The 25,369-nt window shown below is 37.7% G+C and carries 28 protein-coding genes, 1 tRNA gene and 6 pseudogenes; 17 read left to right on the top strand and 18 right to left on the bottom strand.

Annotated features, from left to right (window positions below; genetic code table 11):
- Nucleotides 1-52 precede the first annotated feature (52 nt).
- Genes V8V91_RS08440 through V8V91_RS08415 form a run of 6 tightly spaced genes read left to right on the top strand, consistent with a single transcriptional unit; the run spans nucleotide 53 to nucleotide 3,633 of the window.
- On the top strand, nucleotides 53-310 hold the full coding sequence (locus V8V91_RS08440) for a hypothetical protein (protein ID WP_373399675.1): 258 nt from the start codon (nucleotides 53-55) through the stop codon (nucleotides 308-310).
- On the top strand, nucleotides 307-687 hold the full coding sequence (locus V8V91_RS08435; protein WP_373399674.1) for a hypothetical protein: 381 nt from the start codon (nucleotides 307-309) through the stop codon (nucleotides 685-687). Before V8V91_RS08440 ends, V8V91_RS08435 begins: the two co-directional genes overlap by 4 nt.
- A complete protein-coding gene (locus tag V8V91_RS08430; RefSeq protein ID WP_373399673.1) occupies nucleotides 684-2,204 on the top strand; it encodes a hypothetical protein in 1,521 nt (506 codons plus the stop codon). Before V8V91_RS08435 ends, V8V91_RS08430 begins: the two co-directional genes overlap by 4 nt.
- Nucleotides 2,156-2,833 carry a hypothetical protein gene (locus tag V8V91_RS08425; RefSeq protein WP_373399672.1) on the top strand — a complete coding sequence of 226 codons (678 nt, stop codon included), beginning with the start codon at nucleotides 2,156-2,158 and terminating at the stop codon, nucleotides 2,831-2,833. Before V8V91_RS08430 ends, V8V91_RS08425 begins: the two co-directional genes overlap by 49 nt.
- On the top strand, nucleotides 2,820-2,993 hold the full coding sequence (locus tag V8V91_RS08420; RefSeq protein ID WP_373399671.1) for a hypothetical protein: 174 nt from the start codon (nucleotides 2,820-2,822) through the stop codon (nucleotides 2,991-2,993). Before V8V91_RS08425 ends, V8V91_RS08420 begins: the two co-directional genes overlap by 14 nt.
- A gap of 58 nt (nucleotides 2,994-3,051) precedes the next feature.
- A complete protein-coding gene (locus V8V91_RS08415; RefSeq protein ID WP_373399670.1) occupies nucleotides 3,052-3,633 on the top strand; it encodes an exonuclease domain-containing protein in 582 nt (193 codons plus the stop codon).
- A gap of 181 nt (nucleotides 3,634-3,814) precedes the next feature.
- Here V8V91_RS08415 and V8V91_RS08410 read toward each other — a convergent pair whose 3' ends face one another.
- The gene (locus V8V91_RS08410) at nucleotides 3,815-3,979 is read right to left on the bottom strand and encodes a hypothetical protein (RefSeq protein ID WP_373399669.1); all 165 of its coding nucleotides are present in this window, start codon (nucleotides 3,977-3,979) and stop codon (nucleotides 3,815-3,817) included.
- A 105-nt stretch (nucleotides 3,980-4,084) separates the two neighbouring features.
- Here V8V91_RS08410 and V8V91_RS08405 point away from each other — a divergent pair, with 105 nt between their 5' ends.
- The 3 genes from V8V91_RS08405 to V8V91_RS08395 all read left to right on the top strand — a co-directional run bounded on the left by V8V91_RS08405 (nucleotide 4,085) and on the right by V8V91_RS08395 (nucleotide 5,316).
- Complete coding sequence (locus V8V91_RS08405) at nucleotides 4,085-4,384, top strand: KilA-N domain-containing protein (RefSeq protein ID WP_373399668.1); 300 nt, start codon at nucleotides 4,085-4,087, stop codon at nucleotides 4,382-4,384.
- Nucleotides 4,345-4,863 carry a hypothetical protein gene (locus V8V91_RS08400; RefSeq protein WP_373399667.1) on the top strand — a complete coding sequence of 173 codons (519 nt, stop codon included), beginning with the start codon at nucleotides 4,345-4,347 and terminating at the stop codon, nucleotides 4,861-4,863. The genes V8V91_RS08405 and V8V91_RS08400 overlap by 40 nt, the downstream gene beginning before the upstream one ends.
- Nucleotides 4,864-5,046: 183 nt before the next feature.
- Nucleotides 5,047-5,316, top strand: coding sequence for a hypothetical protein (locus V8V91_RS08395; protein ID WP_373399666.1), 270 nt, complete (start codon nucleotides 5,047-5,049; stop codon nucleotides 5,314-5,316).
- A 6-nt stretch (nucleotides 5,317-5,322) separates the two neighbouring features.
- Here the strand turns inward: V8V91_RS08395 and V8V91_RS08390 are convergent, their stop codons facing one another.
- Nucleotides 5,323-6,510 carry a tyrosine-type recombinase/integrase gene (locus tag V8V91_RS08390; RefSeq protein WP_373399665.1) on the bottom strand — a complete coding sequence of 396 codons (1,188 nt, stop codon included), beginning with the start codon at nucleotides 6,508-6,510 and terminating at the stop codon, nucleotides 5,323-5,325.
- 119 nt (nucleotides 6,511-6,629) lie between these two features.
- Nucleotides 6,630-6,702 (bottom strand) — tRNA-Gln (locus V8V91_RS08385).
- 314 nt (nucleotides 6,703-7,016) lie between these two features.
- Here V8V91_RS08385 and V8V91_RS08380 point away from each other — a divergent pair.
- Nucleotides 7,017-7,262 (top strand): hypothetical protein, encoded by a 246-nt coding sequence (locus V8V91_RS08380; protein ID WP_373399664.1) that lies wholly within the window; start codon nucleotides 7,017-7,019, stop codon nucleotides 7,260-7,262.
- Nucleotides 7,263-7,316: 54 nt separating this feature from the next.
- Here V8V91_RS08380 and rplI read toward each other — a convergent pair whose 3' ends face one another.
- The 4 genes and pseudogenes from rplI to V8V91_RS08360 form a co-directional block, all read right to left on the bottom strand.
- Entirely contained in the window at nucleotides 7,317-7,760 is a 444-nt protein-coding gene (rplI, locus tag V8V91_RS08375) for a 50S ribosomal protein L9 (RefSeq protein WP_074226514.1), read from the bottom strand.
- 39 nt (nucleotides 7,761-7,799) lie between these two features.
- Nucleotides 7,800-8,050: pseudogene (gene rpsR, locus V8V91_RS08370) on the bottom strand (30S ribosomal protein S18).
- The gene (rpsF, locus tag V8V91_RS08365) at nucleotides 8,047-8,418 is read right to left on the bottom strand and encodes a 30S ribosomal protein S6 (protein ID WP_074226516.1); all 372 of its coding nucleotides are present in this window, start codon (nucleotides 8,416-8,418) and stop codon (nucleotides 8,047-8,049) included. Before rpsF ends, rpsR begins: the two are co-directional and overlap by 4 nt.
- Before the next feature lie 125 nt (nucleotides 8,419-8,543).
- A pseudogene (locus V8V91_RS08360) lies at nucleotides 8,544-9,472 on the bottom strand (hypothetical protein).
- A gap of 25 nt (nucleotides 9,473-9,497) precedes the next feature.
- Here V8V91_RS08360 and V8V91_RS08355 point away from each other — a divergent pair.
- Nucleotides 9,498-9,908: a methyltransferase gene (locus tag V8V91_RS08355; protein WP_373399663.1), complete on the top strand. Its 411-nt coding sequence runs from the start codon at nucleotides 9,498-9,500 to the stop codon at nucleotides 9,906-9,908.
- A gap of 196 nt (nucleotides 9,909-10,104) precedes the next feature.
- On the opposite strand, the gene V8V91_RS08350 is transcribed toward V8V91_RS08355, so the two are convergent.
- On the bottom strand, nucleotides 10,105-10,521 hold the full coding sequence (locus V8V91_RS08350; protein ID WP_373399662.1) for an O-methyltransferase: 417 nt from the start codon (nucleotides 10,519-10,521) through the stop codon (nucleotides 10,105-10,107).
- Nucleotides 10,522-10,854: 333 nt separating this feature from the next.
- Nucleotides 10,855-11,241, bottom strand: a complete 387-nt coding sequence (gene apaG / locus V8V91_RS08345) for a Co2+/Mg2+ efflux protein ApaG (RefSeq protein ID WP_074226519.1) — start codon at nucleotides 11,239-11,241, stop codon at nucleotides 10,855-10,857.
- A gap of 64 nt (nucleotides 11,242-11,305) precedes the next feature.
- Here apaG and ung point away from each other — a divergent pair.
- Nucleotides 11,306-11,966: pseudogene (gene ung / locus V8V91_RS08340) on the top strand (uracil-DNA glycosylase).
- A gap of 39 nt (nucleotides 11,967-12,005) precedes the next feature.
- On the opposite strand, the gene lepB reads toward ung, so the two are convergent.
- The 7 genes and pseudogenes from lepB to V8V91_RS08305 all read right to left on the bottom strand — a co-directional run bounded on the left by lepB (nucleotide 12,006) and on the right by V8V91_RS08305 (nucleotide 19,897).
- Nucleotides 12,006-13,082 (bottom strand): signal peptidase I, encoded by a 1,077-nt coding sequence (gene lepB, locus V8V91_RS08335; RefSeq protein WP_373399661.1) that lies wholly within the window; start codon nucleotides 13,080-13,082, stop codon nucleotides 12,006-12,008.
- Nucleotides 13,083-13,098: 16 nt separating this feature from the next.
- Complete coding sequence (gene dapB / locus V8V91_RS08330; protein ID WP_373399660.1) at nucleotides 13,099-13,821, bottom strand: 4-hydroxy-tetrahydrodipicolinate reductase; 723 nt, start codon at nucleotides 13,819-13,821, stop codon at nucleotides 13,099-13,101.
- 1 nt (nucleotide 13,822) lies between these two features.
- The gene (locus V8V91_RS08325; RefSeq protein WP_373399659.1) at nucleotides 13,823-14,422 is read right to left on the bottom strand and encodes a DUF5683 domain-containing protein; all 600 of its coding nucleotides are present in this window, start codon (nucleotides 14,420-14,422) and stop codon (nucleotides 13,823-13,825) included.
- 3 nt (nucleotides 14,423-14,425) lie between these two features.
- Nucleotides 14,426-15,336: pseudogene (locus V8V91_RS08320) on the bottom strand (ParB/RepB/Spo0J family partition protein).
- A gap of 2 nt (nucleotides 15,337-15,338) precedes the next feature.
- On the bottom strand, nucleotides 15,339-16,121 hold the full coding sequence (locus V8V91_RS08315; RefSeq protein ID WP_373399658.1) for a ParA family protein: 783 nt from the start codon (nucleotides 16,119-16,121) through the stop codon (nucleotides 15,339-15,341).
- Between the two features lie 309 nt (nucleotides 16,122-16,430).
- The gene (yidC, locus tag V8V91_RS08310; RefSeq protein WP_373399657.1) at nucleotides 16,431-18,233 is read right to left on the bottom strand and encodes a membrane protein insertase YidC; all 1,803 of its coding nucleotides are present in this window, start codon (nucleotides 18,231-18,233) and stop codon (nucleotides 16,431-16,433) included.
- A gap of 45 nt (nucleotides 18,234-18,278) precedes the next feature.
- Nucleotides 18,279-19,897: pseudogene (locus tag V8V91_RS08305) on the bottom strand (CTP synthase).
- Between the two features lie 772 nt (nucleotides 19,898-20,669).
- On the opposite strand from V8V91_RS08305, the gene V8V91_RS08300 reads away from it, so the two are divergent.
- Complete coding sequence (locus V8V91_RS08300; protein WP_074226527.1) at nucleotides 20,670-21,077, top strand: hypothetical protein; 408 nt, start codon at nucleotides 20,670-20,672, stop codon at nucleotides 21,075-21,077.
- Nucleotides 21,078-21,124: 47 nt separating this feature from the next.
- On the opposite strand, the gene V8V91_RS08295 is transcribed toward V8V91_RS08300, so the two are convergent.
- Both V8V91_RS08295 and V8V91_RS08290 read right to left on the bottom strand, forming a co-directional pair.
- A complete protein-coding gene (locus V8V91_RS08295; RefSeq protein WP_373399656.1) occupies nucleotides 21,125-21,457 on the bottom strand; it encodes a hypothetical protein in 333 nt (110 codons plus the stop codon).
- A gap of 70 nt (nucleotides 21,458-21,527) precedes the next feature.
- Nucleotides 21,528-22,103, bottom strand: a complete 576-nt coding sequence (locus V8V91_RS08290) for an RNA polymerase sigma factor (protein WP_373399655.1) — start codon at nucleotides 22,101-22,103, stop codon at nucleotides 21,528-21,530.
- Nucleotides 22,104-22,215: 112 nt separating this feature from the next.
- Between V8V91_RS08290 and V8V91_RS08285 the strand changes: the two genes are divergently transcribed.
- The 4 genes and pseudogenes from V8V91_RS08285 (at nucleotide 22,216) to V8V91_RS08270 (ending at nucleotide 25,309) form a co-directional block, all read left to right on the top strand.
- Nucleotides 22,216-22,560 carry a DUF6249 domain-containing protein gene (locus V8V91_RS08285; protein ID WP_074226530.1) on the top strand — a complete coding sequence of 115 codons (345 nt, stop codon included), beginning with the start codon at nucleotides 22,216-22,218 and terminating at the stop codon, nucleotides 22,558-22,560.
- Nucleotides 22,561-22,656: 96 nt separating this feature from the next.
- Entirely contained in the window at nucleotides 22,657-23,145 is a 489-nt protein-coding gene (locus V8V91_RS08280; RefSeq protein WP_373399654.1) for a hypothetical protein, read from the top strand.
- A pseudogene (locus V8V91_RS08275) lies at nucleotides 23,142-24,592 on the top strand (CCA tRNA nucleotidyltransferase). The gene V8V91_RS08280 and the pseudogene V8V91_RS08275 overlap by 4 nt, the downstream one beginning before the upstream one ends.
- Before the next feature lie 12 nt (nucleotides 24,593-24,604).
- Nucleotides 24,605-25,309, top strand: a complete 705-nt coding sequence (locus V8V91_RS08270) for a lipopolysaccharide assembly protein LapB (RefSeq protein WP_074226533.1) — start codon at nucleotides 24,605-24,607, stop codon at nucleotides 25,307-25,309.
- The last annotated feature ends 60 nt before the right edge of the window (nucleotides 25,310-25,369 follow it).

Raw genomic sequence — 25,369 nt, 5'->3', positions numbered from 1 at the left:
CGCGGCGATCTCGTCAAATAAATCTAGATTGTCGTCCCTCCTCGCAATGACGTTGCTAACCGTCCTAAAAATCAACCTACAGGTTTACTTTCTTTCGAGTATGGGATTGAATCAAAACATCGGTGTACCTTCCAATCTTCCGGGAGTAGAAACTCCTTTTAAAGGAGATTTTGAAAAACTCGTCCGAAGCTGGGCGAAGGGAACAGCAACACAGCTTTTTGATAATGCCCAAAAGCCAAGTACTCCGGAAATAAGATTTTCTATTCCATTAATGACAATGGAATCACCTTCGAGTTTCCAGCCTATATGAAGTTCAGAGATATGAAAATGCTCTTCTGGACCAAGATGCCTAATATCGAAGCTATTGAGAACTGGGTGCGAAAGGGCTACTATCCCGGTAAATTCTACGTGCCTGGATACAAAGAAGGAAGCACTCCCGGTATTTCACAGGAAAAGCAAATCCAGCGGATCGCTTTCGGAGTCGCTTATGCCATGGGATCAGCCAGAGAGCCGGTAAATAACTGGGCCAAGTACAAGCGAAAGAAAATATGGCAAAACCCAAAATCAAATAAATCTGCACCAGGTAACCTCGGAACCAGCATCGGACATCTTGTTAAGTTGATCGAGGAAGAAATGGCACAGATCATCCCCAATACCATCGCCTACACCTTTAGCCAAATCGTATGAGCAACGTAGCACAGATTAATATTCAACTTTCCAATGGTCAGGAAGCAGGAAGGACCATTAATGAACTCACCGCTCAGTCTGCAAAGCTCGCGCGTGAAATCAAAAAACTGGAAGTAGGCTCTGAGGAATGGGTGGAAAGATCGCAGGATTTCAAAATGATTTCTGGTCAATTGAAGAATGTCAAAAAAGAGGCATTCGATACTGCTGAAGCTCAAAGTTTCTTGAATTCCACTTTTGGAGATATGGTTCCTTTTCAGTCTGAATTTGGAAAACTGGCCACTGGAGTCAAAGGAGTAGGTTCAGCATTGAAAAACACAAGCTCAATGGCTCAACTTCTGAAAGTAGCTCTTGCAGCCACTGGAATAGGGGCTTTAGTAGTACTATTAGGTTCCTTCGTTACCTGGTTGACAAAAACCCAGAAAGGGATGGACTTTGTGGGTAAAGTCACCGCTTCGGCAGGTGCTGCTTTTCAAATTATCATTGATAGAGTTCTGGTTTTTGCAGGAGCAATGGCGGATCTATTCTCAGGTAATTGGTCTGCAGCTGTAGATGGATTGAAAGCTAGTTTTACCGGATTAGGTGAAGAGTTAAAAACAGAAACTACAGCAGCTTGGGAAATGGAAGGGGCTATGCAGGATATTATACGTGCAGAGAAGCAAATCGAACTCCAACGATCCAGAAGCCGGGCAGAAATCGAAAAGCTGAAGATGGCGGCAGAGGATCAGTCACGATCTGAAAATGAACGATTAGCGGCAGCTCAGAAAGCATTCGATCTAGAGAATGCCTTGCTCAATCAGAGCATCGAACTACAGCAGAGAAAGCTGGATCTGATCAACGAACAAAATGCACAGGGAACGAGTACAGATGAAGATCTGAACCGTGCCTATGATGCAGAAATCGAACTGAATAATCTTCGAGAGGAATCCTATACGAAGCAAACAGAGCTACAGAATAAAATCAATGAGCTCAAGCGAGCAGGGGCTGTAGAAGCGGAAAAACTAGCCAAGGAGGAATTCTATGTCGTGTCGGAGAACATGGAAAAAGAGTTTGCCGCATTGGATAAGCAGGTAGCGAGAGAAGTTAAGGCCGCAGCTCAAGCAGAAGAAGACAAAAAGAAAATCCGGGAGGAAGCCATCGCAGGGAGAATGGAGCAGCTGGATATGGAGTTCAATATGCGGCAGGCCAAACTGGAAGAGCAGTTTTTTACAGGTCAGATCACGGAGGATGAACTTCGTCAGATCGCTTTCGAGAATGAGAAATCATTTTTGGAGCAGCGACTGGAAGAACTGGCCAGACTGGGAAGTACCGAAGTGGAGCAATACCAAGAAATCTACACCGAACTGGCACGGATCAATTACGAATATGAGGCGGGAAAGACTCGGGATATGGAGGAGGAAGAGGCGAAAAGAAAGCAGATCATGCAGCAGGGACTTTCCGCTGCAGCGGGAGTTTTGCAGGGCTTGCGACCTTGCTCAGTGAAAATGCCAAGGCCAGAAAGAAAAACTTTGCGGTGCTGAAGGCTGTCCAGGCTGCTGAAATCGCCGCCAATACCACTACGGAAATTTCCAATATCTTCAAAGGTTACTCTGCACTGGGTCCATTTGGTCAGGCTTTGGCTATTGTCCAGGCTGCCATCGCTGCCGCTCGTGGAGCCTCAGCGATTGCCAGAATCAACTCTACCGAAATACAAGGTGGTGGTGAGGTATTTGCCGATGGAGGTCCCGTATTTGGACCTTCACATAATGCAGGAGGAATTCCTTTCTCGGTACGGGGCAAGGGAGGATATGAGATGGAAGGAAACGAGATCATCCTTACCAAAGGAGTCTATGAAGATCCGGTTCTTCGAGGGCTAGCTTCCGATCTCAATGCCATGGGAGGAGGCAGACGATTTGCGTTGGGCGGTCCAGTCTTACAGGATAGAGGAATCCAGCCTACCAATACCCCTACTAGTTCTGCAAATCGACCAGAATTAAACCAGCTACTCAATGGAGGGAATAGTGCCATATCCACGCAGCTAATCGAGATGTATCTGGCACAGATCGCCGCCTATACACGGGCCACAGCAGAGAAGCCGGTGCTCACGACGACACGAATCCGAAAAGAGATCCAGGACTTAAACGAAATCGAAGAAGATGCGAGAATCTAAGATACACGGCTTACAGTTTAATGTGATCGGGAAGCTAGGCCCCTGCGATCATCAAGACACGCGGGTGATCGAAGGATATGATACTACGCCTAGAGGAAGGATAGATGCAGAAGTCTGCAATCAGTGTGGAAAGGTACTTGGGAAAAGAATCATTCGATAATACCTATTGGTAATCATATGATAAAAGGTTAGTTTTAAGAGAACTAACCTTTTTATTTATGACTCTTTTTTTAATAGTTATTGCTTTGATTGTTCTTTACTTCATTTTTAAGAAAAAGAAAAAGCCAGAGATTATTCCAAATATCCCTTCTCGAGAAGAACAAAAAACAATTTCCATTGGATACGATGATTCTGATACAGGATTTAAGCATTATATGGTATTCGATACTGAAACAGATGGACTTCCAATAGATAAAAATGGTGATCCAAATGATTTAGATAATTGGCCAAGGATTGTGCAATTATGCTGGATGATATTGGATTCTGATTTTAAACTGGTGGAGATTAAAGACAGATATATAAAAGTTAATTTTGAAATAGATCCAGAAGCAATTAAAATTCATGGTATTACAAATGAGAAAACAGAGACAGAAGGAGTTCTTATTAATGAAGTAATGGAAGAATTCCTTAATGACTTAGAAACTACTGAAATTCTTGTAGCCCACAATTTAGATTTTGATGTCCCAATAATTGATGCGGAATTGCTTCGACTTGGAAAAAAAGAAGAGTCTATCGCAAGCGAAAAATATGTACTCTCAAGTATGGTTCTGGAATTACCAGACAATATGGAGAATATATAAGATTTCCTAGTTTGCCTTATATGTGTACACTCCTATATGGTGGGGCAGAGAGTGATTTTATATCACATAATGCAAATCAAGATGTTATTTTGACAGGAAAAGTTTTTCAATTTTTAGTTGATGAGCAAGTTTTAAAAGAGCAATGGATAAGACCAAAAATTAAAAAGTAAAAAAACCCGGCCTATTTGGTCGGGTTTTCTTTTTGATCTACTAGAAAATCTTCTAGAACACTTGAAACAACTTCCGCAAGCGAAGTTTTCTTTTTTTCATCCAATCGTTTTTGCAATTGGATCTTTAATAACTCCGCGTGGACTTCATCGCTTACAGTGATTGTGATTTTTTTCATATCCAAATCTACACCATTCTACAACAATTAAAAATAATTCACAATCATTTGTTTTTAACAATAGTTTATTTATGTTTGTTGTGATCTACAACAAATTACAATAAAATGAACACAGAAACAATCATCGAGAAGTTTGAAGAGCAAGAGATTGCTTTCGACTTATTTAGAGGAGACCTAATGGTCAATGCAACGGAGATGGCTCGGCCATTTAGAAAGAGAGTTAGAAACTGGCTTAGACTTGATACTACTAAAGCTCTTATTTCTGCTATCAAAGAGGATAGAAAAAATGAATTCAAACAGCTCACATCTGAGCTATTTGAAAATGAAATTTTCAGGAAAAAAGAGGAAATCACGGAGGTACTTTTATGTGTGAGGATTTGGCCTTGGCTTTTGCGATGTGGCTGAGTCCGCAGTTCCATGTTTGGGTATTGAAGACGGTTCGGGAAATCATCTTTGGAAACAATCCAGAGCTAGTCCGTGAGGCTGTGATGAATATGCCTCGAATTCAAAAGGAACTAAATACCAAGCGTAGAAAGAGAAACCGAATCAAGGCGGTGCTACTAGGTCCTGATCGAAGAAAAGAAATGAGAGACTTGATCAGTAAGAGATCTGATATCAATAACAGAATCCATCATCTTACTTTCTTGCCTACCGTTAAAAGTCTTCAATTGGACTCGGAGTCTCTAGGAAATCAACTGATTGATTTAATGAATCAAAGAGATCAACTAGAAGAGGATATCAAGGCTTTAGAAAATCGATTTGAAAAAATCCTAGTCAAAGAAGAATACCTCGATCTAGTAAAAGAAATCAGAGACCTGGAAGCGGAGCAGCGTCAATTTTCCAAGATCATCCGCTACTCAGAATTTAAATTCTCACAGAACTAAAAGAAAAACCCCTGTAGATGACAGCTACAGGGGCAAAACGAATCAAATCATTTTAAGCATTTAAGCTATGACAAATTTACTTGAAATTTTCGAAATCGCCAGAGACTATTCTGAGGATAGAGTACTGGACACTAAGCTCTTTTTTCTAAACCAATCAAGAGAAAGAAAGCATTCTCAGATGTTTTGGAAGCTATTGACAAAAATTACCGTTGGTTTGAAATCCTTTTTCAGGATAGTACCCACGAGCTGATAAATGGAGAACATTCCATAAACTTCTTACATCTGGTTAATAGTATGGAATCTTATGAACTCCAATCTATTTATCTGAATGTAAAGCTGATTAGGCAGGAACTACTTGTCGCTGCTACCAAAGAGGAGTTTGAAGAAATGAAAGAGCTTCATGCCTTTTGGGAAAATATGGAGGCTCCCTTACTAAGACTCCTGAAAAATTAAAGTTGTTTAATCCATCTTCAAGAAGTTCGATATCCGTCGAGCTTCTTCTTTTTTACGCTGGTCTCGGATTTTCACATACTTCTCGGACATCTTGGTAGTCGTGTGACCCAGTAGCGAGGCCAGTACTTCCAGCTTGCCATCCATCTCCATATATAAGGTGGCGAACGTCTCCCTACCTACCTGGTAGCAGAGAGGAGTGGAGAGCTCCATATTCTGTCCGATATCCCGTACCGACTCATTCTGCTTTTGTTCACAGACATTTTTAAACAGACCCTTCTTGTGATTGTAGTCCAGTTCATCCGCAATCAATCGCAATGCATAATCCGTGGCAGGAACCCTCACCTTCGTACCAAACCTTAGAGTCTTCAAAGGCTCAAATTCAAAGAAATCACCATCCACCCAATCCAAGGAAAACCGCCTCACATCACTGTGCCTCATTCCAGTAAAGCAACAAAGCAGAAACCCACGAAGACAACTCTGATCGCTAAAGGATAGCTCCTTCTTTAGGTACACATTCCAGAGCCTGATCAGTTCGTCCCGGTGTAAAGGTTTGAACCTACCCATCACTGATTTGATACGAAAGAAATCATAGGGATGCATGAACTGTACCTGATCAGATTTCGCCTGGTTCAAGTAAGTTTTAAAATCCCGATGCCTTCCAAACCTTCCATTGATGCTTTTGATCTTTGCTTTTTTAGTCAGGTAGTCATCAAACTGGTAAGCAGTCCGTTCGTTCAGTAAATCGAAAGGAATCCGCTTCTTCCATTTTTTGAGGTGGTTTAATGCGACCAGCTGAGTCTTGTAAGTAGAGAGAGATATTTCATGCTCACGAAGTCGCTGCTTCATTTTTGACTCCATATAGATCAAGAAATCATCCGAAGGACTTCCGAGTTCATATTCCTCCAGAAACTTATCCACGGAGATTGTTTTCCTTTTGAGCCGGTACTGGATCAGGATCTCACTGGCCCGAGCCTCAGCATCCCCAAGGATCAGGTTGATATCCTTCGCCTCATTGATTTCCTTTTGACCGGTAGTAGGAACCTTACATCTACCATTGACAAACTTCTTCGGATACCAGAACACCTTCAGAGGAATCAGTTTGACCCTTCGATCGATGATGATACGGAGATAAATAGCGGATTTCCCGTCTTTTCTGCGATAAGATTTCTTGATGATTGAAGTGATGGAAGCCATAATAAATGATTGTAAAACATTTGTAAAACAATCACTGAATACCAGCGAAAAAATAAAGGGCCTCCAATGGCCTTAGAAGCACTTCATCGCGCTTCTAAGACTCTTATGGTAAAATTTTGTTGGTCTACTAGGGCTCGAACCTAGACTCTTCTGAACCAAAATCAGACGTGTTGCCAGTTACACCATAGACCAGTTTAAATAGATACTCCTTGTGGGTGTCTCTTAAAGTGTCACAAAGGTAGATTTTCAATTCTTTTTTTCCAAGAAGTGTAAAAAAGATTTTTTGATTTATTACTTAACCCTCTTGAAGTCAGGTGGTAAAAATTTAGGTTAGTAGGAGAGCTTTCTGACTGTTATGAGAGGCTTATATGGAAGTTATATATGTAAACTCCATTTTGTCTATATTATAGAAATGTTAAAAAATTTCTATAAGTATTGTTTATTTGCAAATTAATATTCTTTTTTGATGCGAATATAAAAATCTATCCAACAAAAAATTACTAATAATGCAAATTCAAAAACTTGAAAAAACAATTCCTGAAGTTGTTCAGAAGCTGGAAAAATTAAAAATCGGAGACTCCTTAGCAGCAGAGCTTACTTGGTGCTGGGGAAGTTTTATGTATGATCATAATCCTGAGGGAGTAATCGAAAAGTCTCAGAAGGCTATTGAGCTCTTGAAAGAAGCAAGGGAAACTAATAGTAGAGCTGTATCTAAAAAATTACTTGAAGATTTCGAAAAGTCTCTTAGTTAAAAAAGAAAAGCTCACCATTTGGTGAGCTTTCTTTTTTATTCATAGGGAATAAGCTTATTCGCCTACTACCACAAATTTAACGTCAGTTTTCACTTCTCTGTGAAGATCAACTTCTGCAGCAAATTCTCCAGCACCATCAACTGGTACATTGATAGAGATTTTCTTTCTGTCGATGTCGATTCCATTTGCAGCTAAAGCGTCTGCAATTTGAAGAGTAGTCACTTTTCCGAAAATTTTACCTGATTCACCGATTTTCGCTTTGATTTCAAGCGTCAATGCTTGTAGTTTCTCAGCGATGTTCTCAGCTTCAGTTTTAATTTTTTCTGCTTTGTGAGCAGCTTGCTTGATGTTCTCGGCAAGGATTTTCTTGTTTGATCCTGTTGCTAGAACTGCGTATCCCTGAGGGATAAGATAGTTTCTACCGTAACCAGGCTTTACTTCAACCAAGTCATTTTTATAGCCAAGACCTTTGATGTCTGTTTTTAGAATGATTTCCATTTGTAATGATCTTTTGTGATTGGACGATACAAGACCGAATTATTTCAACCCATCGGTTACGAATGGCAACAAAGCCAAATGTCTTGCTTTTTGATGGCATTAGCCACTTTCTTCTGATACTTTGCAGAGTTACCAGTAAGTCTTCTAGGAAGAATTTTACCTTGCTCGTTCACAAATTTCAACAAGAAGTTAGGATCTTTGTAATCAATGTACTTGATACCATGCTTCTTAAAACGGCAGTATTTTTTTCTGATTTCGCCTCTATTGATTGGCTCGTTTACTAATGTCATTTGGCTTGCTCCTCCTTAGCTTCAGATTTTTTGTTAAACTCTCCTTTTCTTCTTCTTTCGGCATAAGCAATACCATGCTTTTCCAAAACAGTAGTCAAGAATCTCATCACTTTTTCATCTCTTCTAAATTCTAGTTCGAATTTGCTGATGATAGTTGGATCGGCCTTGAACTCAACCAAAACATAAAAACCTGTAGTCTTCTTGTCAATAGCATAAGCCATCTTCTTTAGACCCCAGTTTTCCACATTAATAACATCTGCTCCCTCTTCTTTTAGCAAGTTCACAAACTTGTCTACGGTATCCTTCATCTGAACATCAGACAAAACGGGAGTTAAAATGAATACCGTCTCGTAATTTCTTTGGAACATTTTTAAATGTGTTTAAGGAATTTGAATAAACAGACCGCAAAAGTAGGGTAAATCATGCTGTTTTCCAAGTATATGTAGAGATGAAAAAGTATAAAAATAAAAAAGCCTCTTGATAGAGGCGGTTTTTATTTAACTGAGAATGTTTTTGATCCTATTTGGTAGTTGTCAACAAAAATCCTGACTTCGTGAGTACCTGAATTATAGTCCGAACCTTTTTCATAGTAAAATGTCAATTCCTGCTCAGTATTATCAAAGATGATGTCCTGTCTGACAGTGTAAAATTCTTCGACCCCGTCCATCATGAATGTGCCTGATCCTTTGGCTACATCGAAAATAGGTTGGGAATTAGGGGCCAATATCTGGACGTAAACATTTCTAGGACCTTTTTCTGCTACCTGATTGTCAGCAAGGTTAAAGCTTACTTTGATGCGTTCAATTTGCCTATTTCTGAAATCCTTGGTAGTCTCAACCCGTTCTTTACCCCTTGAGTTAACAGCGGCAATATTGATATTTTCTGCCTTAAGCATGGCAGCAATATTCACTTTGGCCTGTAGGTCTTCTTTTGAATATTCAATTGAGCTACTTCTTCTTCAATTTCAGCTTGAGTAGACCTTAAATCTTGGTTTTCGGCATAGAGTTGTTGATTCATTGCACGAAGCTCTAAGATTTCTTGATCTTTCTCTTCAATCAATCCGCTATAGCTTCTGATTTTTTCATTTAAAACGGCGATTTCATTCGCACTTCTTTGTCTTGAAGTGTTTCTTTCGGCAATCAATTGATCTCTCACTTCTTCCAGCGCTTTTACATTCCCCCCTAATTTTTCAATTTCTTGGATTCGAAGATCCAATTGATAAGTGACAGAATCCAATCGTTTATTTAATTCGTTGTTTTCTGTAGATAATAATAGTATCTCCTCAGTCTTTTTGCTTCTATCCACGTAATCAGTGTAAAGCTTAATCCCACTGATGATGACTAAAAGCACCAATACAATGATGATAATATTTTTACCTTGGTCTTTCTTTTCTGTGGATTCTGATTCGAAATTAGTGCTCATAATAAATTGAAATAGGACTTATTTTATGGCTTATCTAGACGAAAATTATTGGTCTCAGCGTTATTTAACTGGTAGTACTGGCTGGGATATTGGATACCCTTCATATCCACTTGTGCAATATTTAGACCAAATTGTAAATAAGGAGGTTGAAATTCTGATTCCTGGAGCCGGGAATGGGCTAGAAGCCGCTTATGCCTTCCAAAATGGCTTTAAAGACATCCATTTATTGGATTTTTCTTTGCATCCTCTAGAAAGCTTTCAAATGAAATTCCCATCTTTTCCGGAATCCCATATCCATCATGAGGATTTTTTCTACCATAATCATCAATATGATCTCATCTTGGAACAGACCTTTTTCTGTGCACTGGACCCAACATTGAGAATTCAATACATAAACAAAATGTATGATCTGTTGAAGCCAGGGGGAAATTGGTAGGCGTGTTATTTAATCAACATTTTGAGAAAGCAGGCCCTCCTTTCGGTGGGGATGTGAAAGAATATCAATCTTTATTTTCTTTGAAATTTAAGGAAGTGAAAATGGAACCCTGTTACAATTCAATTCCGGAAAGGCAAGGCGCTGAATTATTTATTCAAATTCAAAAGTCAAATACCTAAAGTGAAGTGGTCTTTTTTTAATTTAGGATTAAAGAAAAGAATTCCACATTCAAAAAATCCAAACTCAAAAAGACTTGTGGATGATCTTTTATTTCATCCCAAGCTTTGTTCATTTCGGTTGACCAATAAATATCCCCAATGGCTATAATGCTGTCCTTGTGGATTTTGTCAAGGAGTAATCCAAAGTAATCTTTGGCTCCATAGTAGGTATGGTTGGCATCTATTAATGCAAAGTCTATCTGATCTAGAGTTGATAATATCTCTGGAAGTTTATTGGAAATGTCTCCTTGGATATAGGAAGCATTGGTAAGTTGGGCAGTGGAACGGGCGATTTGTAGGATCTCTTCTGAACCTTCAAAAGTGTATAGATGACCTTTGGTTACCTTTGCTAAATATTGAGTGGTAATCCCCATACAAGTCCCTAACTCAATCACCTGATTTGCTGGGGTTAGCTGGCAAAAGTACTGGTAAAGCAATGCGTATTTTTTTGGACTGGTGCTATACCGGGTAATGTCTGATACTTTTCTTTGATCGGTTTTAACTTTTTTAGAACCAGCTCCGAGATCTAGGACTTTAATGTTTTGAGAGGAGGAAAGTAGGTGTTTCCTTACTGCCTCTATTTGTTGGTTACTCGAAATTTGGGTTTTCAGGTAGTTTTGTAAATCCTGATAGACTTGAAATACAAATGGGGATTGTAGGGAGTATCCGTCTACTTTTTAAGCCAATGGTTTAAAAAGGAGTAAAAAGAGAAGAAATTATTGATCAAATCAATTCTGGAAGATATTCGCAATCATTTGGAATTCAGGAACCTCTACTTCAATGCTTTTGCCATCAAATAATTTTTCCATGAAATAGATGCCTTTCATTTTCCCAAGTCCAGATTTCAGATTGCAACCAGAAACATAGCTATGAGATTCGCCGGTTTCTAGTATTGGCTGTTGACCTACCACACCATCACCTTCCACGATTTTTAGGGTTTCTGCTGCATCATAAATCTCCCATTTCCTTCTTAATAATTGAACGGTATATGGGCTTTTATTTTGAATAGTTACTTTGTAGGTGAAAACATAATGGTGCTGATGCGGACTGGAAAATTCCGCTTGATAGGTAACCTCTACATTTACATGAATTCCTTCTGTGATAGCAGTAACCATAACTTGTTTATTTTAAAAAGAATGTAAAGATACAATCGGAAATTGGAAAATCAATATTTTGATCATGAATGTAAAAATTGAACCTAGTTGGAAAAAGGTATTGGAACCTGTATTCCAAAGTGAATCATTTATAAATCTAACATCTTTTGTCAAAGAAGAATATTCAAGAGAGCATATTTTTCCAGAAGGAAAAAATATTTTTAACGCTTTTTGGCATTGTCCTTTGGATCAAATAAAAGTAGTCATTTTAGGTCAAGACCCTTATCATGGCCCAGGTCAAGCACATGGGCTTTCTTTTTCAGTTAAACCCGGAATCCCATTTCCTCCTAGTTTGTTGAATATCTTCAAAGAGATAAAAAATGATTTAGGAAAAGACCTTCCTTCTAATGGAGATTTGACTCGATGGGCTGATCAGGGTGTCTTTTTATTAAACGCAACATTGACCGTAAGGGCTCACCAAGCAGGCTCCCATCAAAAAAAGGCTGGGAAGAATTCACAGATGAGGTGATAAAAAAAATCAGCGAGAAGAGAGAACATGTGGTATTTCTACTGTGGGGAGCTTATGCTCAAAAAAAGCAGAATTGATAGATGTCTCGAAACATCTGATCTTAAAGGCTCCTCATCCAAGTCCACTCTCAGCGCATCGTGGATTTTTGGGCTGTGGTCATTTTTCTAAATCAAATGAATATCTTATTTCTAAAGGGATAAATCATATTGAATGGTAAATAAAAAGGCCGGAAATTCTTTTCCGGCCTTTAGCTTTTTTATTCGATTCCCTTAAAGAATCTACTCCAGCGTATTTTATTAAACATGGATTCGTACTTATCCAAGGATAACCATAAAAACCATGCTTTACCTACAATGTGATCTTCTGGAACAAATCCCCAGAATCTGGAGTCTAAGGAATCGTGCCTGTTATCCCCCATCATAAAATAATAATCTTGTTTGAAAGTATAGCTTTCTACTTTTTGACCATCAATCATCAAGGCTCCATCTTGCATCACCACTGAATCATGTCCTTCATATTTCTCTATTACCAAGAAATACTTTTCTAGATTCTCTTGTGTGAGTTGGATCGTCTCACCCGCAGAAGGAACTTTTAGTGGACCAAAATGATCTCTATTCCATTTGTAGTTGGTGTTAGCGGGGTAAATGGAAGGGTCTCTGAAATCTGCTCTTTCTATCCTTTTATTGACAGATGTAACTACAGGAGAGGATTCAAGTCTTGAAATGACTTCCTCGGTAGCAAAGACTAAATATCCAGATCCGTCTGTAAATGCCAAAAAGCTTTCAGGGTTTACTCCGTACTCCATAAAGAAGTCCGCATTCAATGGACGAGAAGTAATCACATCGTAAGAAAACTGCATCTCCTCTGGCTTCATCGCAGATTCCCCATTGATAAATAATTCAGCACTTTTTATTTCGATCACATCTCCTGGTATCCCTACAGCTCTTTTGATGTAATTGGTCTTCAAATCTGGCGGATATTGAAATTCAACCGGATAATTAAATACTACCACATCATAGCGTTCTACATCACTAAATCCAGGTAGTCGGTAATAAGGAAGTTGAATTGCATCACTATAGGATGGAATATCAGTCCCCCAAATTTTTTGATGTGTTAATGGTACTTGAAGTGGTGTTTTAGGAATCCTAGTTCCATAATGCATTTTGCTTACAAATAAAAAGTCTCCTACTAATAGGGATTTCTCCATGGAAGCAGTTGGAATAGTAAAAGGCTCCAACAATAGCCATCTTATCAAGCTTGCCGCCACTACGGCGAAAACCAAAGCATCGACCCATTCACGGGTAGGGGATTTTTTCTTTTTAGGTTGGCTCATTTTTAATTAAATAATTTCAGAAAGATAGAAAATCATCCATTGAAAGCACTCCTTTCTTTTCAGGAATCCACTCAGCAACCAATACTGCGCCAAGTGCAAACCCTTGTCTGCTATGAGCTGTATGAGTTATCTCTATGTCATCAATAGGAGATTGGTATCTAATAATATGGGTGCCTGGTGCTGGATCTATCCTTTTTGAAGTAATCTCTACGGACCCTTCACTACTTGGAGTTTCTCCATTCAGGTTCCAGGTGTTTTTCGAATTTAGATTTTTTATAACTCCCTCTGCTAATGTGATTGCTGTGCCGGAAGGTGCATCCTTTTTAGCAGTATGGTGAATTTCCTCTATTGACACTCCATAACCAGTAGTCTCATTCATTAACTTGGAAAGGAATTCATTCACTTTGAAAAAGATATTGACGCCAATACTAAAATTAGAGGCATAGAAAAAGCTTCCGTTTTTATCGAGGGTCATTTTTTCAATTTCAGATTTTTTGTCCAGCCATCCGGTGGTTCCAACCACTATAGGAACACCATGGTTAATGGCCCATGAGATATTCTCAAAAGCTGCTTCAGGTTGGCTGAACTCGATGGCGACATCAACATCTTTAGGGTTTAGCTTCTGTAAATCCTCCTTGTTGTCGATATTTATTTTGCCAGCGATGGAATGACCTCTGGATTCAGCGATTTCGCCGATAATCTTTCCCATTTTGCCATATCCAAGTAATAATATGTTCATTTTAAAATTTGAGTTTTAAAGATACTCCCATTGTATTATTGTTCGCGGAGAGGTTTTCCATATAAGGTTCCAAACCCAAAGCCAAATCTTCAGAAATATCAAAGCCTGAAAGATGGGCATCCACATTTGCATCAATCAGATTCAATGCATAAATACCAGCCAAAAGTAAGAAACATAAGTCTCTATTTCTTCTCCAATAATCCACATTCCGAACTAATGCCTCTCGATTCAAATTTGGGAAGTCATTCGAAATCCCATCATCGAAATCAAATAGTGCTTGACGAAAAACTTGATACCGGCGATTATTAAACCGAATGAAGTAAATGTCAGTCATAATTCCTGCATAAAGAATCGGGACTTTCCAGGCTTTATTATTGTATACCTGCCCGGCTCCAGGCAGGATAGCAGACAATAAGGTGGCTTTTCTTGGGTTTTTTGGAAGATTGGAGTAGTCAGGTTTTTCCTTTTCTACTGGTTTTGATTCTACTTCCGCTTGTTGAGCTTCAGCTGACCAAGTTACAAATAAGGACAAAACCAAAAGTCCCATGAAGATCCATGGGGCTTTAATATTGATAATTTTATGAAAAATTAAGGTTTTCAAAGGTTAAATGATTTCCAGTATTTCCAGAATTCGATTTAGATCTGATGTTGAAGTAAATGGGATTTTGATTTCTCCTTTGTTCTTGTCATTGGACTTTAGAGAGACTTTTGTTCCAAAATGTGAAGCCAGTCTTTGTTGAATTTTACTGATTTCGTACTTCTTTACAGGATCTAATTCAGGAGCAGATTTTTTCTCAGGTTTACCTTCATTCAAAGCTTTTACCAAGGCTTCTACCTTCCTTACACTTAATTCTTCCTCAACAGCTTTTTTAAAAATAGCTAATTGCTTATCAACATCCTCAATATTGATCAAGGCTCTCGCGTGACCCATTGAAATTTGTTGGTCTCTGATAGCAGCTTGAATGGTTGGTGGAAGTTTTAGCAGTCTTAGGTAATTATTAACCGTAGTTCGATTTTTACCGACCCTATCCCCCAATTGCTCTTGCTTCAAATCGCATTCAGCAAGTAGTCTTTGATAGGAGTGAGCAATTTCCAAAGCATTTAAGTTTTCTCTTTGGATGTTTTCTATCAATGCCATTTCCAGCATTTGCTGGTCATTGGCAGTCCTAACATAAGCAGGGATTTGTGCCAAACCAGCCAGCTTGGATGCCTGGAATCTACGTTCACCGGAGATTAACTGATATTCATTGGTGTCAAGTTTTCTTACCGTGATGGGTTGAATGATCCCTTGAACCTTGATGGATTCAGACAGTTCACTAAGCGCATCTTTATCGAAATGTACTCTAGGTTGAAAAGGATTTACCTGAATTTGATCCAATGGAATTTCGAATATTCCAGTTTTCACTACTTCCGGTAGAATTTCCTCAGACTTGTGCTTGGCAGGACTATCCTCCAGTAAAGCTCCTAGGCCTCTGCCAAGTGCACTTTTTTTCGATTTGGCTTATTGTCTGACATAATTAACTATTCACTTTTTGAAGATCATTCTTTTGAGCAATTTCATTCGCCAAGTTTAAATAAGCGACTGCTCCTTTACCTTCCGCATCAAAGGCAATTGCAGGTAGGCCAAAAGAAGGTGCTTCACTCAAACGTACATTCCTTGGTATAATTGTCTCGAACACCATGTTCTTAAAATGCATTCTCACTTCCTCCACTACTTGGTTGGAAAGTCGTAGACGCACATCATACATTGTCAACAAAATCCCTTCAATTTCCAAATCTGGGTTCAGTCTTGTCTGGATAATTTTAATGGTATTCAAAAGTTTTCCTAAACCTTCCAAAGCAAAGTATTCGCATTGGACAGGAATAATCACGGAGTTTGCTGCGGTAAGGGCATTAATGGTAATCAATCCAAGGGAAGGAGAACAATCAATGATAATGAAATCGTATTGTTCCCGAACATTCGCAATTACCCCACGCATCTTTTCTTCACGATTATCCAAATTAATCATTTCTACCTCAGCTCCCACCAAATCAATATGAGAAGGAACTAAATCCAGGTACTCAAGCTCTGTTTTAATGATGATTTCTTTGATGTCGATTTCATCCACCATGCATTCATAAATGCTGGTATTGATTGATTTGGGATCTTGTCCTAAACCAGATGTAGTATTTGCTTGTGGATCTGCATCGATCACCAAGGTTTTATATTCCAGTACAGCAAGGCTGGCAGCGAGATTCATCGCAGTTGTGGTTTTTCCCACACCACCTTTTTGATTGGCAATGGCAATGATTTTTCCCATGTTAATTTTTTCTCGGGTAATTGAATACCAATATTAAGCAAAATCAATTCTTTTACGGCTGATGAAGTCGGTTTTTTTGAACTGACAATAGAATTGGTATTTGTTCGTTTAGCAGATTGTTTTTTTTAAGTAGAGGTTATAAGTATCGATAAATCAAGTTTTTGCAACAGTGTTAGAGAGCTTTTTCAGAAAATGTTCTGCTACAAAATTTTTGAAATTTTATTAAACTGTCATTTAATGTCAGAACTTTTTATGTAGGACCAAATGGCCTAAATAAAAAAAGGAGCTCTTTGGAAGCTCCCTATTAATTTATTTCTTTCTATTGGCATCGGCAGCTTTCATTGCTTCCTCTAGCTTTTGCTGAAATTTAGATTTCTTTTTATTGACATTTTTAGCCTTACTTTCTTCTACTTTTGCTCTGATTTTATCATCATCTACAAACAGTTTGATTAATGCCTGCTGACCAAATGTTACCATGTTGGACACGAAGTAATAGAAACTCAATCCAGCAGGGTAGGAGTTTAAGATAAACATGAACATTACCGGCATGATGTACCCAAGGTTTTTCATTGGTCCCTGAGCTGTGGTCAGTTGATTATTGAAATGTGTATAGATCAACTGTGAAACCGTCATCAATAAGGTAAACAAACTGACGTGTGATCCATAGAATGGAATTGTAAAGGGCAAATTGATAAAAGTATCGTACGTCGATAAGTCACTTGCCCAAAGGAAAGATTCTTGCCTTAGTTGTATTGCATTAGGAAAGAAGAAGAACATGGCAAACAGGAATGGCATCTGCAATACCATTGGTAGACAGCCAGAAATTGGACTAACTCCCAATTGACCAAAAAGCTTCATTTGCTCTTGTTGCATTTTGGTTTGGTCATCTCCGTATTTTTCCTTCAACTCATCAATTTCCGGTTTGATTACACGCATTTTAGCCATCCCTATGTAAGACTTATAGGTCAATGGAGATAGTGCAAGCTTAATGATTAATACTATCAGAATTATAATGACCCCGTAATTGCTGAAATACTTTTCAAGGAAAGCGAATAGGTTGACAATAATGTACTTATTCACCCAACTCACAAAGAAATATCCCATGTCGACATTCTTTTCGAAGCCTTCAGTTACTTTCTTTAAAGTTTTATAATTGTCAGGGCCAAAGTAATAGGTGTAGTTCGCTGTTCCATCTTTTAGAGGAATACTTAAAGACGCTTCCATGGATCTGACGATGGAGCTATCCTGAGGAGTACTTTGTGCGAGACTTACATTCTGAAATGAATCCTCAGCTATGATACCTGCTGTAAAGAAGCGCTGGCTGAATCCAATCCACTTTACTGGCTCTGCAACTTGTTCTTGTTCTAGGTCATCACCAACTCCCAAGTTTTCATAAGAACCTGAGCTTAAATAATAATTAACCTGAGATTTTCTCCTGGATTCAGCTAAATCTTTTTCTTGGGCCTTTACCAAATCAGACCACGCTAATTGGATATTGTCACCAGTGAAGAAGCCATTAAAACGTTCAATTTTGAATGACTTGTTTACTTCATAGGTTCCGTCTTTAAGCTTGAAAATATGAGAAATTTTCCCGCTTTCTGTAGCTGCACTTAGCGTAAGAATTTGGGTGGTAACACCCTCTTCATCCTGTTCAGTACTTGCTTCAGAAGTGTAGTAAAGCTCATTCAAGGAAATATTCCCCATTCTACTTTCTAGGCTAAAGTCCATTTTTGAACTTTCAGCATCAAGAAGCAATAAAGGTTCTTCTTTCCAATTCTTGAATTCTTTCAGGTTTACTTCATTGACTATCGCTCCTTTAGTTGAAATTGCAACCTGGATGAGATCGTTTTCTAGGGTGACTTGGCTTTCCTCTCCTGAAGTCAAAGTGGCTACAACACCATATTTAGCGATTTTTTCCGCTGAAACTAAGCTGTCGCTTTCTGCTAGAACCTGACTTTGCATAGCAGGTTGAGGTTCCTGAGTTACGCTTTCCGTTTGAACTGGAGTTTGTGTCTCTTCTACTGGAATTTCTGGGCCACTCGCAAAGAAGAAGGAGTAGATTAAAATTACTGCAGCAAAAAGGATTAAACCTGTCGCTTGATTTTTGTCCATAATAATAGGATAGTATCGGGAATTAGGTCCCGCAAATAAACTGTGTTACTTTAATTTTTTATTATCAATTGCCGCTTGAATGAATTTCACAAACAGAGGCTGTGGGTTTAGAACAGTACTTTTGTATTCTGGATGGAATTGAACGCCAACAAACCATGGATGGTTTTTGATTTCAACGATTTCCACTAGCCCAGTGTCCGGTTTTTACCAGTTGCAAGCATTCCATTTTTCTCAATTTCCTCTAAGAAATCATTGTTGAATTCATAGCGGTGACGATGTCTTTCCTGGATTTTAGTTTTTCCATAGGCATTGAAAGCCTTGCTTCCCTTTTTCAAATCACAAGCATAAGATCCTAAACGCATGGTTCCACCCATTTGGTCGATTTTCTTTTGCTCTTCCATCAAAGCAATGACTGGATAAGGATTATAAGGATCCATCTCTGTACTATTGGCTTTGGCATGGCCCAAGACGTTTCTGGCAAATTCTATCACTGCAACTTGCATTCCTAAGCAAATACCAAAGAATGGGATTTTATTCTCTCTTGCATATTTTACCGTCTCAATTTTCCCTTCAAAACCTCTTTCACCGAAACCTGGAGCTACAAGGATACCATCTAATTCCTCAAGCTTCTCCATATAATTTCCTGCATTGATTTCTTCAGAAGACATCAACTTGAGGTTGACATGACACTCGATGGAAGCTCCAGCATGAGTAAAGGATTCAATGATGGATTTGTAGGAATCTGGTAAGGATACATATTTACCGATCAGACCAATTGTTACTTCTTGAGTAGGGTTCTTGAGTTTGCCCAAGAAGTCTTTCCAGTTTTCTAGATCTGTATTTTCTTTAGAGGAAAGCTTCAACTTGGTCATCACTCTTTCATCTAATTTTTCCTTTTTCATCAATAAAGGAACATCGTAGATGGAGTCGGCATCCATTGCCTCAATAACGGAGTTTAATTGAACATTACAGAATAATGCTAACTTCTTCTTCACATCATTTGGAAGATGGTGCTCAGTTCTACAAACCAAGATGTCTGGTTGGATACCTGCCTCTAGAAGTTGTTTAACAGAGTGTTGAGTAGGTTTGGTTTTTAATTCTTTTGCTGCTTTTAAGTAGGGGATTAGCGTAAGATGGATTACTAGAAAATTATTAGCCCCTAAATCCCATCGGGCCTGTCTTACAGCTTCTATAAATGGGAGAGATTCAATATCACCTACACAACCCCCAATTTCCGTGATGACTACATCGTATTTACCATCTTCTCCAAGCTTATAGAAATTAGTTTTGATTTCATCCGTAATATGTGGAATTACTTGAACGGTCTTTCCAAGGAATTCACCTTTACGTTCTTTGGTAATGACATTGTTGTAAATTCTCCCGGTCGTAACATTATTGTTTTGAGAAGTGGTAATATTCAAAAACCGCTCATAATGCCCTAGATCCAAATCAGTTTCAGCGCCATCATCGGTCACGTAACATTCTCCATGCTCATATGGATTTAATGTTCCTGGATCGATATTGAGATAGGGGTCGAATTTTTGGATGGTTACTTTAAACCCTCTGGACTGTAGCAATTTGCCAAGAGAGGCGGCAATGATGCCTTTTCCAAGTGAGGAGGTAACCCCTCCTGTAATGAATATGTATTTTGTTGATGATCCCATAAGAATGGAGGCAGAATGATTTTTGGTTTAATTCTTATGGGGCTCAAAATTACGGAAAATTCCCGATTAAGGGCTTTTATCCTTTTGATTTTTCTCATTTTCCGAAAAAGGATTTACTTGGACTTAATCAAAAAGCATGTTCATTTCTCGACAATAAGTGACAAAAATTATTTCCTTTAAAATTTGGAGTGCCAAATACCAATGATTTAAAAGAGTTCTTCATTCAATTTCAGTTGATGTTTTACCATTATTCTATTTTCATATTTATTAAAGTTTTTAATTTTCCTGTTGAAATGTGTTGATTATCAATTGATTCATGGGAATTGTATTTTATGCTAGATGACTTTTATATGTTAAGTATTTGGGGAAGTAAGTGTTATCTATACTTGAACATTTTTTTAAAAAATCTTCTAGTTAATTAAATAATTTTAAGAGTTACTTCGTTTGAAACGAATATGTTGTTTACGAATAAAAAATATCAAACCTAAAATGGATATTTATTGAAAGTGCCATTATGAAGGTTCTTTTTAATTCATGGAAAAATAATTTGAATACAATGGTCCATAAAAAATAAGATTTGAATTGATTTTAAATTGGGGTTTATGAATACTGATGGTTTAATAGTTATCATTTTAGATCCTTTTTTGAGAAAATTATATTTTAATAATGTATAAATGAGTTTAATTATATTGAAATTTATTAGATGAGTTTTTCAATTTAGTTATTTATATATATTGCATGAATTAAAAAAATCGGACAAACTATTCAAATTATGAAAGACTTAATTAAAGAATCTATTAGCGACCTAAAGAAAAGTGACGGCTTTGTTTATGTGACTGCTGAAGGTGAAAAAATAGATTTACATGAGGCTGCTGCAAAAGGAATTGCAGTAACTCCAGTGAATCCAAAAAGCGAGGTAATCAAAAAGCTTGAAGCTGCAGGTTTAGATCTAACAGATTCTAAATTTTTAAATGACCTAAATGAATTAATTTCCCTTTTAAGTGGTTCTGGTTCTACTAAAGGAAAGTCTGGCAAAAGAAGGACTTTTTCTGATTCCGAAAAAAGCAAAATAGTAGAAGAGTGGAAAAAAGTCGAAGCTGCAGGAAAGAAGACCAAAGCGGCTTTTGCAAGAGAGATAGGAGTAGGCTATCAAACTTTTATTAATTGGTTAAGAGATTAATATCCAATATAATATCATTTAAAAGGCAGCTCAAGAGCTGCCTTTTTTTATTGCAAATCATATTTTTTCCTTAAATAAAATATCCATGTTCCCAATAAAAAACAAAAAGCAAATAGGGAAGTATTAAATACTGGTCCCAATTGTATTTTAGGGAAGTATAATTTAGGTAAACTGATGGAAACCGGACTTGAAAGCAAATTAGATAGATTGTTCAAATAAGGTGCTGAGCTTTCTTGGCCAGGCAAAAATATAACAGTGATCAATACTAAAGAAATAATTCCTAAACCAATTAATTTTAAAATTCTCGGTGAAATTAAAGGTTGATATGCAATTGTTTTATTTGCTTCTATGCGAGACAGTATTCTTTGATGAAAATCCAAAGAAGGGGATTCGCTTCCTGCTTCTGAAAAAGGTTTTTCATAAAAGCATCTTCCTGATTAGTTAGATTTTTCATAGCAAATTGATTAATTCCTGCTTGGTTATCTTTTGTAAAGAGGATAACATGTTTTTTCGACCTCTATGCAAAAGTATTTTAATATGTGATTCAGTCAGATCTGTTATTTGTTCTATTTCTTTTATGCTTTGTTCTTCTAAATAGAATAAAGTCAATACTGCTGACTCCGTTGGCTTCAGGTTATTTAACGCTTTTTTGATCAATTGTTTTCTCTCCTGATTATGCAATAGATTTAGCCCATTCACAAATTCTGTAGGTGCTTCTTCTGTTTCGAGAATCAGGTCTAATTCAATCATGTCTTTTTTGGACTTTCTCAATCGACCCAAAGACTCATGGTAGACTATCTTATAAAGCCAAGTCGTAAATTTAGATTTTCTTTCAAAAGTCTTGAGCGCACTATAGGCTTTCATAAATGCATCCTGTGTAGCTTCCTCTGCTTCTTCATGGTTTCTCAAGATTCTATAGCTCAAAGTAAAGGCATACTTTTCGTGCTTTTGGATCAATTGCCCAAAAGCATTTAAGTTACCTTTTAAGGTCTCTTCTATATAGTGGAGGTCTTCTTTGAAATGCATTTTTACTTTAGATGCAAAAACTTCCTAAGAAGTTACGAAATATTTTTTTAGTTTTTGTAACCTTTTGTGTTGTAGCCCCCATCAAAGAAAATAAAACCTTAAAAATATACTTATGGACGCAACCACAGTTCTTGTAAACTTGATAATCTTCTCCTCTTTATTTGGGATTATCTATGTATACCTAACAAGTAGAAACAAAGAAAGATTGGCGCTAATTGAAAAGGGGGCAGATGCCTCTGTTTTTAATTCTGGAAGGAAATTTAGTTTCTCTGAGGGTATTTTGAATATTGCTTTGCTTGCAATTGGAATCGGTGTAGGAGTTCTTATTGGAGCTAGCTTGGAGCAAGGGGGAATGGATTCAGATGTTTCATATCCTGCCTGCATATTTATTTTCGGTGGGTTAGGATTGCTGGTTAGCTTCTTCATCAATCGAAAACTTGCGAAACAGGAAAACTAAACCAACTTGTTTTAAACTTGAAAACCTCCTTTAATCGGGAGGTTTTTTGTTTGAATTGGCTAGAAAAGGGTTGCTCTCAATATTCTGATTATTTTTGTGACAAAAAAACAGACATTGGACCATTCAGCGTATCTAAAGTTATTTAGAAAAGAAGGTAAGCTTTCCATTCAGGAAGGAAATGGAAATACCATTACGATCTTGTCTCAGGATCACTGGTCACCATCCTTTGGGAATGACTGGGTTTATTTATTGTTTGATCTATTCCAGATCAGAACAATTTGTGAGCCTTTTTCTGAGGTCTCTTTGGATATCGTTGAGTTTGCTTCAAAACCAACGATTTACCATAGCAAGCCAAATCAGATTTTGAAAGGGGGACCAAGGGGAAATGAATTGATCAAGTTTTCATTGATTCGAGAGCCGAATTGGAATAAACTACTTTTTCAAATTTCACAGCCTGTATTAGTGAAGTTAAATTCTGTTGAGAAGCCTGAGGTCAAAACTGATATTTATTTCCCATTATTTAGCACCAGTACTAAAGAAATGTATCTAGGAGCGGAAGGGGATGTGAAAATATTAAAAGAATGAATTTTAAAGCACATTTAGAAGGGATAGAAGTCTTTGAAAAAGTTGCAAAAGCAGCAGAAAAACTAAATGTGGAAGCATTTGTAGTGGGAGGATATGTCCGAGATCTAATCTTAGAGAGGGATAAAAAATCAAAAAAGGACATTGATTTTACTTGTGTAGGAAGTGGGATTTCATTAGCAAAAGAAGTGGCAGAGAGCTATGATGAACATGTACCGCTTTCCGTTTTTAAGAATTTCGGAACGGCCATGATCAAATTAGATGATTGGGAGCTTGAGTTTGTAGGGGCCAGAAAAGAGTCTTACCGTAGTGAATCCAGAAAACCTATTGTAGAGGATGGCACTCTACAAGAAGATCTTGAGAGAAGGGATTTCACTATCAATGCCATGGCCATTTCCTTAAATAAGGAAAACTATGGGGAACTGCTAGATCCATTTGGGGGCTCAACGACATCAAAAGAAAAATTATCAGGACTCCTTTGGATCCTAATGTGACCTTCTCCGATGATCCGCTTCGAATGATGAGAGCTGTCCGTTTTGCATCTCAGTTAAATTTTGATATTGATGCAGATACATTTTATGCACTAACCCAAAATGCTTCCCGGCTCAAAATAATTTCGAAAGAAAGAATTATTGACGAGTTGAATAAGATTTTACTGGAACCTAAACCATCTTACGGGTTTAAGCTGTTGTTTGCCGGAAAATTACTTCATGAGTTTTTTCCGGAAATGGTGGATCTTCAAGGGGTTGATTCCGTAGATGATAAGTCCCATAAGGATAATTTCTATCATACCTTACAGGTGCTGGATAATGTATCTCAGATGAGCGATGACCTCTGGTTGAGATGGGCTGCAGTTTTACATGATATAGCAAAGCCTGCTACTAAACGTTTTAACTCCAAAGTAGGATGGACCTTCCACGGTCATGAAGACAAAGGAGCCAAAATGACTCCAGGAATCTTCCGGAGATTAAAATTGCCAATGGATGACCGGATGAAATTTGTCCAAAAATTAGTCCGCTTGCACTTAAGGCCTATTGCCCTTGTAAAAGATGAAGTAACTGACTCTGCCCTTAGAAGACTTTTATTTGATGCGGGGGATGACATTGATTCCTTAATGAAGCTTTGTAGAGCAGACGTAACATCAAAAAACAATAGACGTGTAAAGCGATATCTTGACAACTTTGATAAAGTGGAAAAGAAATTGCTAGAAGTAGAAGAGAAAGATCAAGTGAGGAATTTCCAACCTCCGGTTTCTGGAGAAGAAATTATGCAAACTTTCGGACTATCTCCATCAAAAATCGTGGGAGAGATAAAAGAAGAAATTAAAGAAGCTATATTGGAGGGCAAAATTCAAAATAAGCCCGAAAAGGCAAGAGCATTGATGTTTGAAATAGCCAAATCAAAAGGCCTATTTCCAGTCAGTGAACTTCCAAAATCATCATCAAAATAAATAAATCGAAAAATGAAGCGCGTATTATTCATGCTGCTCCTGGTCCTTTGTGCCAGCCCAATTATTGCCCAAACAGCAGATTCTATCCCTAGATTGGATCAGAAAACCAGAAAAGTTTTGAATACCCAAGATCAAGCATCTTACCAATTGGCATTACGCTATGCAGATCCACTGGTTGCCAGAACAAAACTATATGAATTAATGGTGAGGAATCCAGAAGATTTGCGGTATCCAGAGCTATTAGCAGGATTATATTTTGAAAACAACTTATATACATCTGCTGCCTTGGTGGCAATGGATATATTAAGTGTAAATGATAAAAGTGTAGGTGCTTTAGAAATAGCAGCATATTCCTTAGAGCAAGTTGGTGCTTTAGATAGAGCTTTGCCGCATTTTGAAAGTTTATACCTTTTGACTGGAGATAATTTTAGTCTTTACAAATCAGCATTTATCCAATATTCACTAAAACGTTATGATGAGGCTTTAAATTCAACAAACATGTTGATTAAAAATGCAAAAGCGGATGATAAGATTGGATTCAATACCTCTGAAGGTGCTACTCAAGAAGTGAGCATGAAAGCAGCAGCTTTAAATTTGAAAGGAATGATTTATTTGGATAAAGGATCAAAGCCAGAAGCTAAAACTGCTTTTGAAGAAGCCATTCAATTAGACTCTACTTACGAATTAGCTAAAGAGAATTTGAAAAAGGCACAATAAACGGTCGAGTTTTTATAAAAAAAGAGAGCTGAGTTCAATTCAGCTCTCTTTTTTTGATGT

The organism is Algoriphagus halophilus (assembly GCF_041729275.1).
Classification (GTDB): domain Bacteria; phylum Bacteroidota; class Bacteroidia; order Cytophagales; family Cyclobacteriaceae; genus Algoriphagus; species Algoriphagus halophilus_A.
The sequence above is the reverse complement of the archived record's forward strand: the minus strand, read 5'-3'. Positions and strand labels throughout refer to the sequence as shown.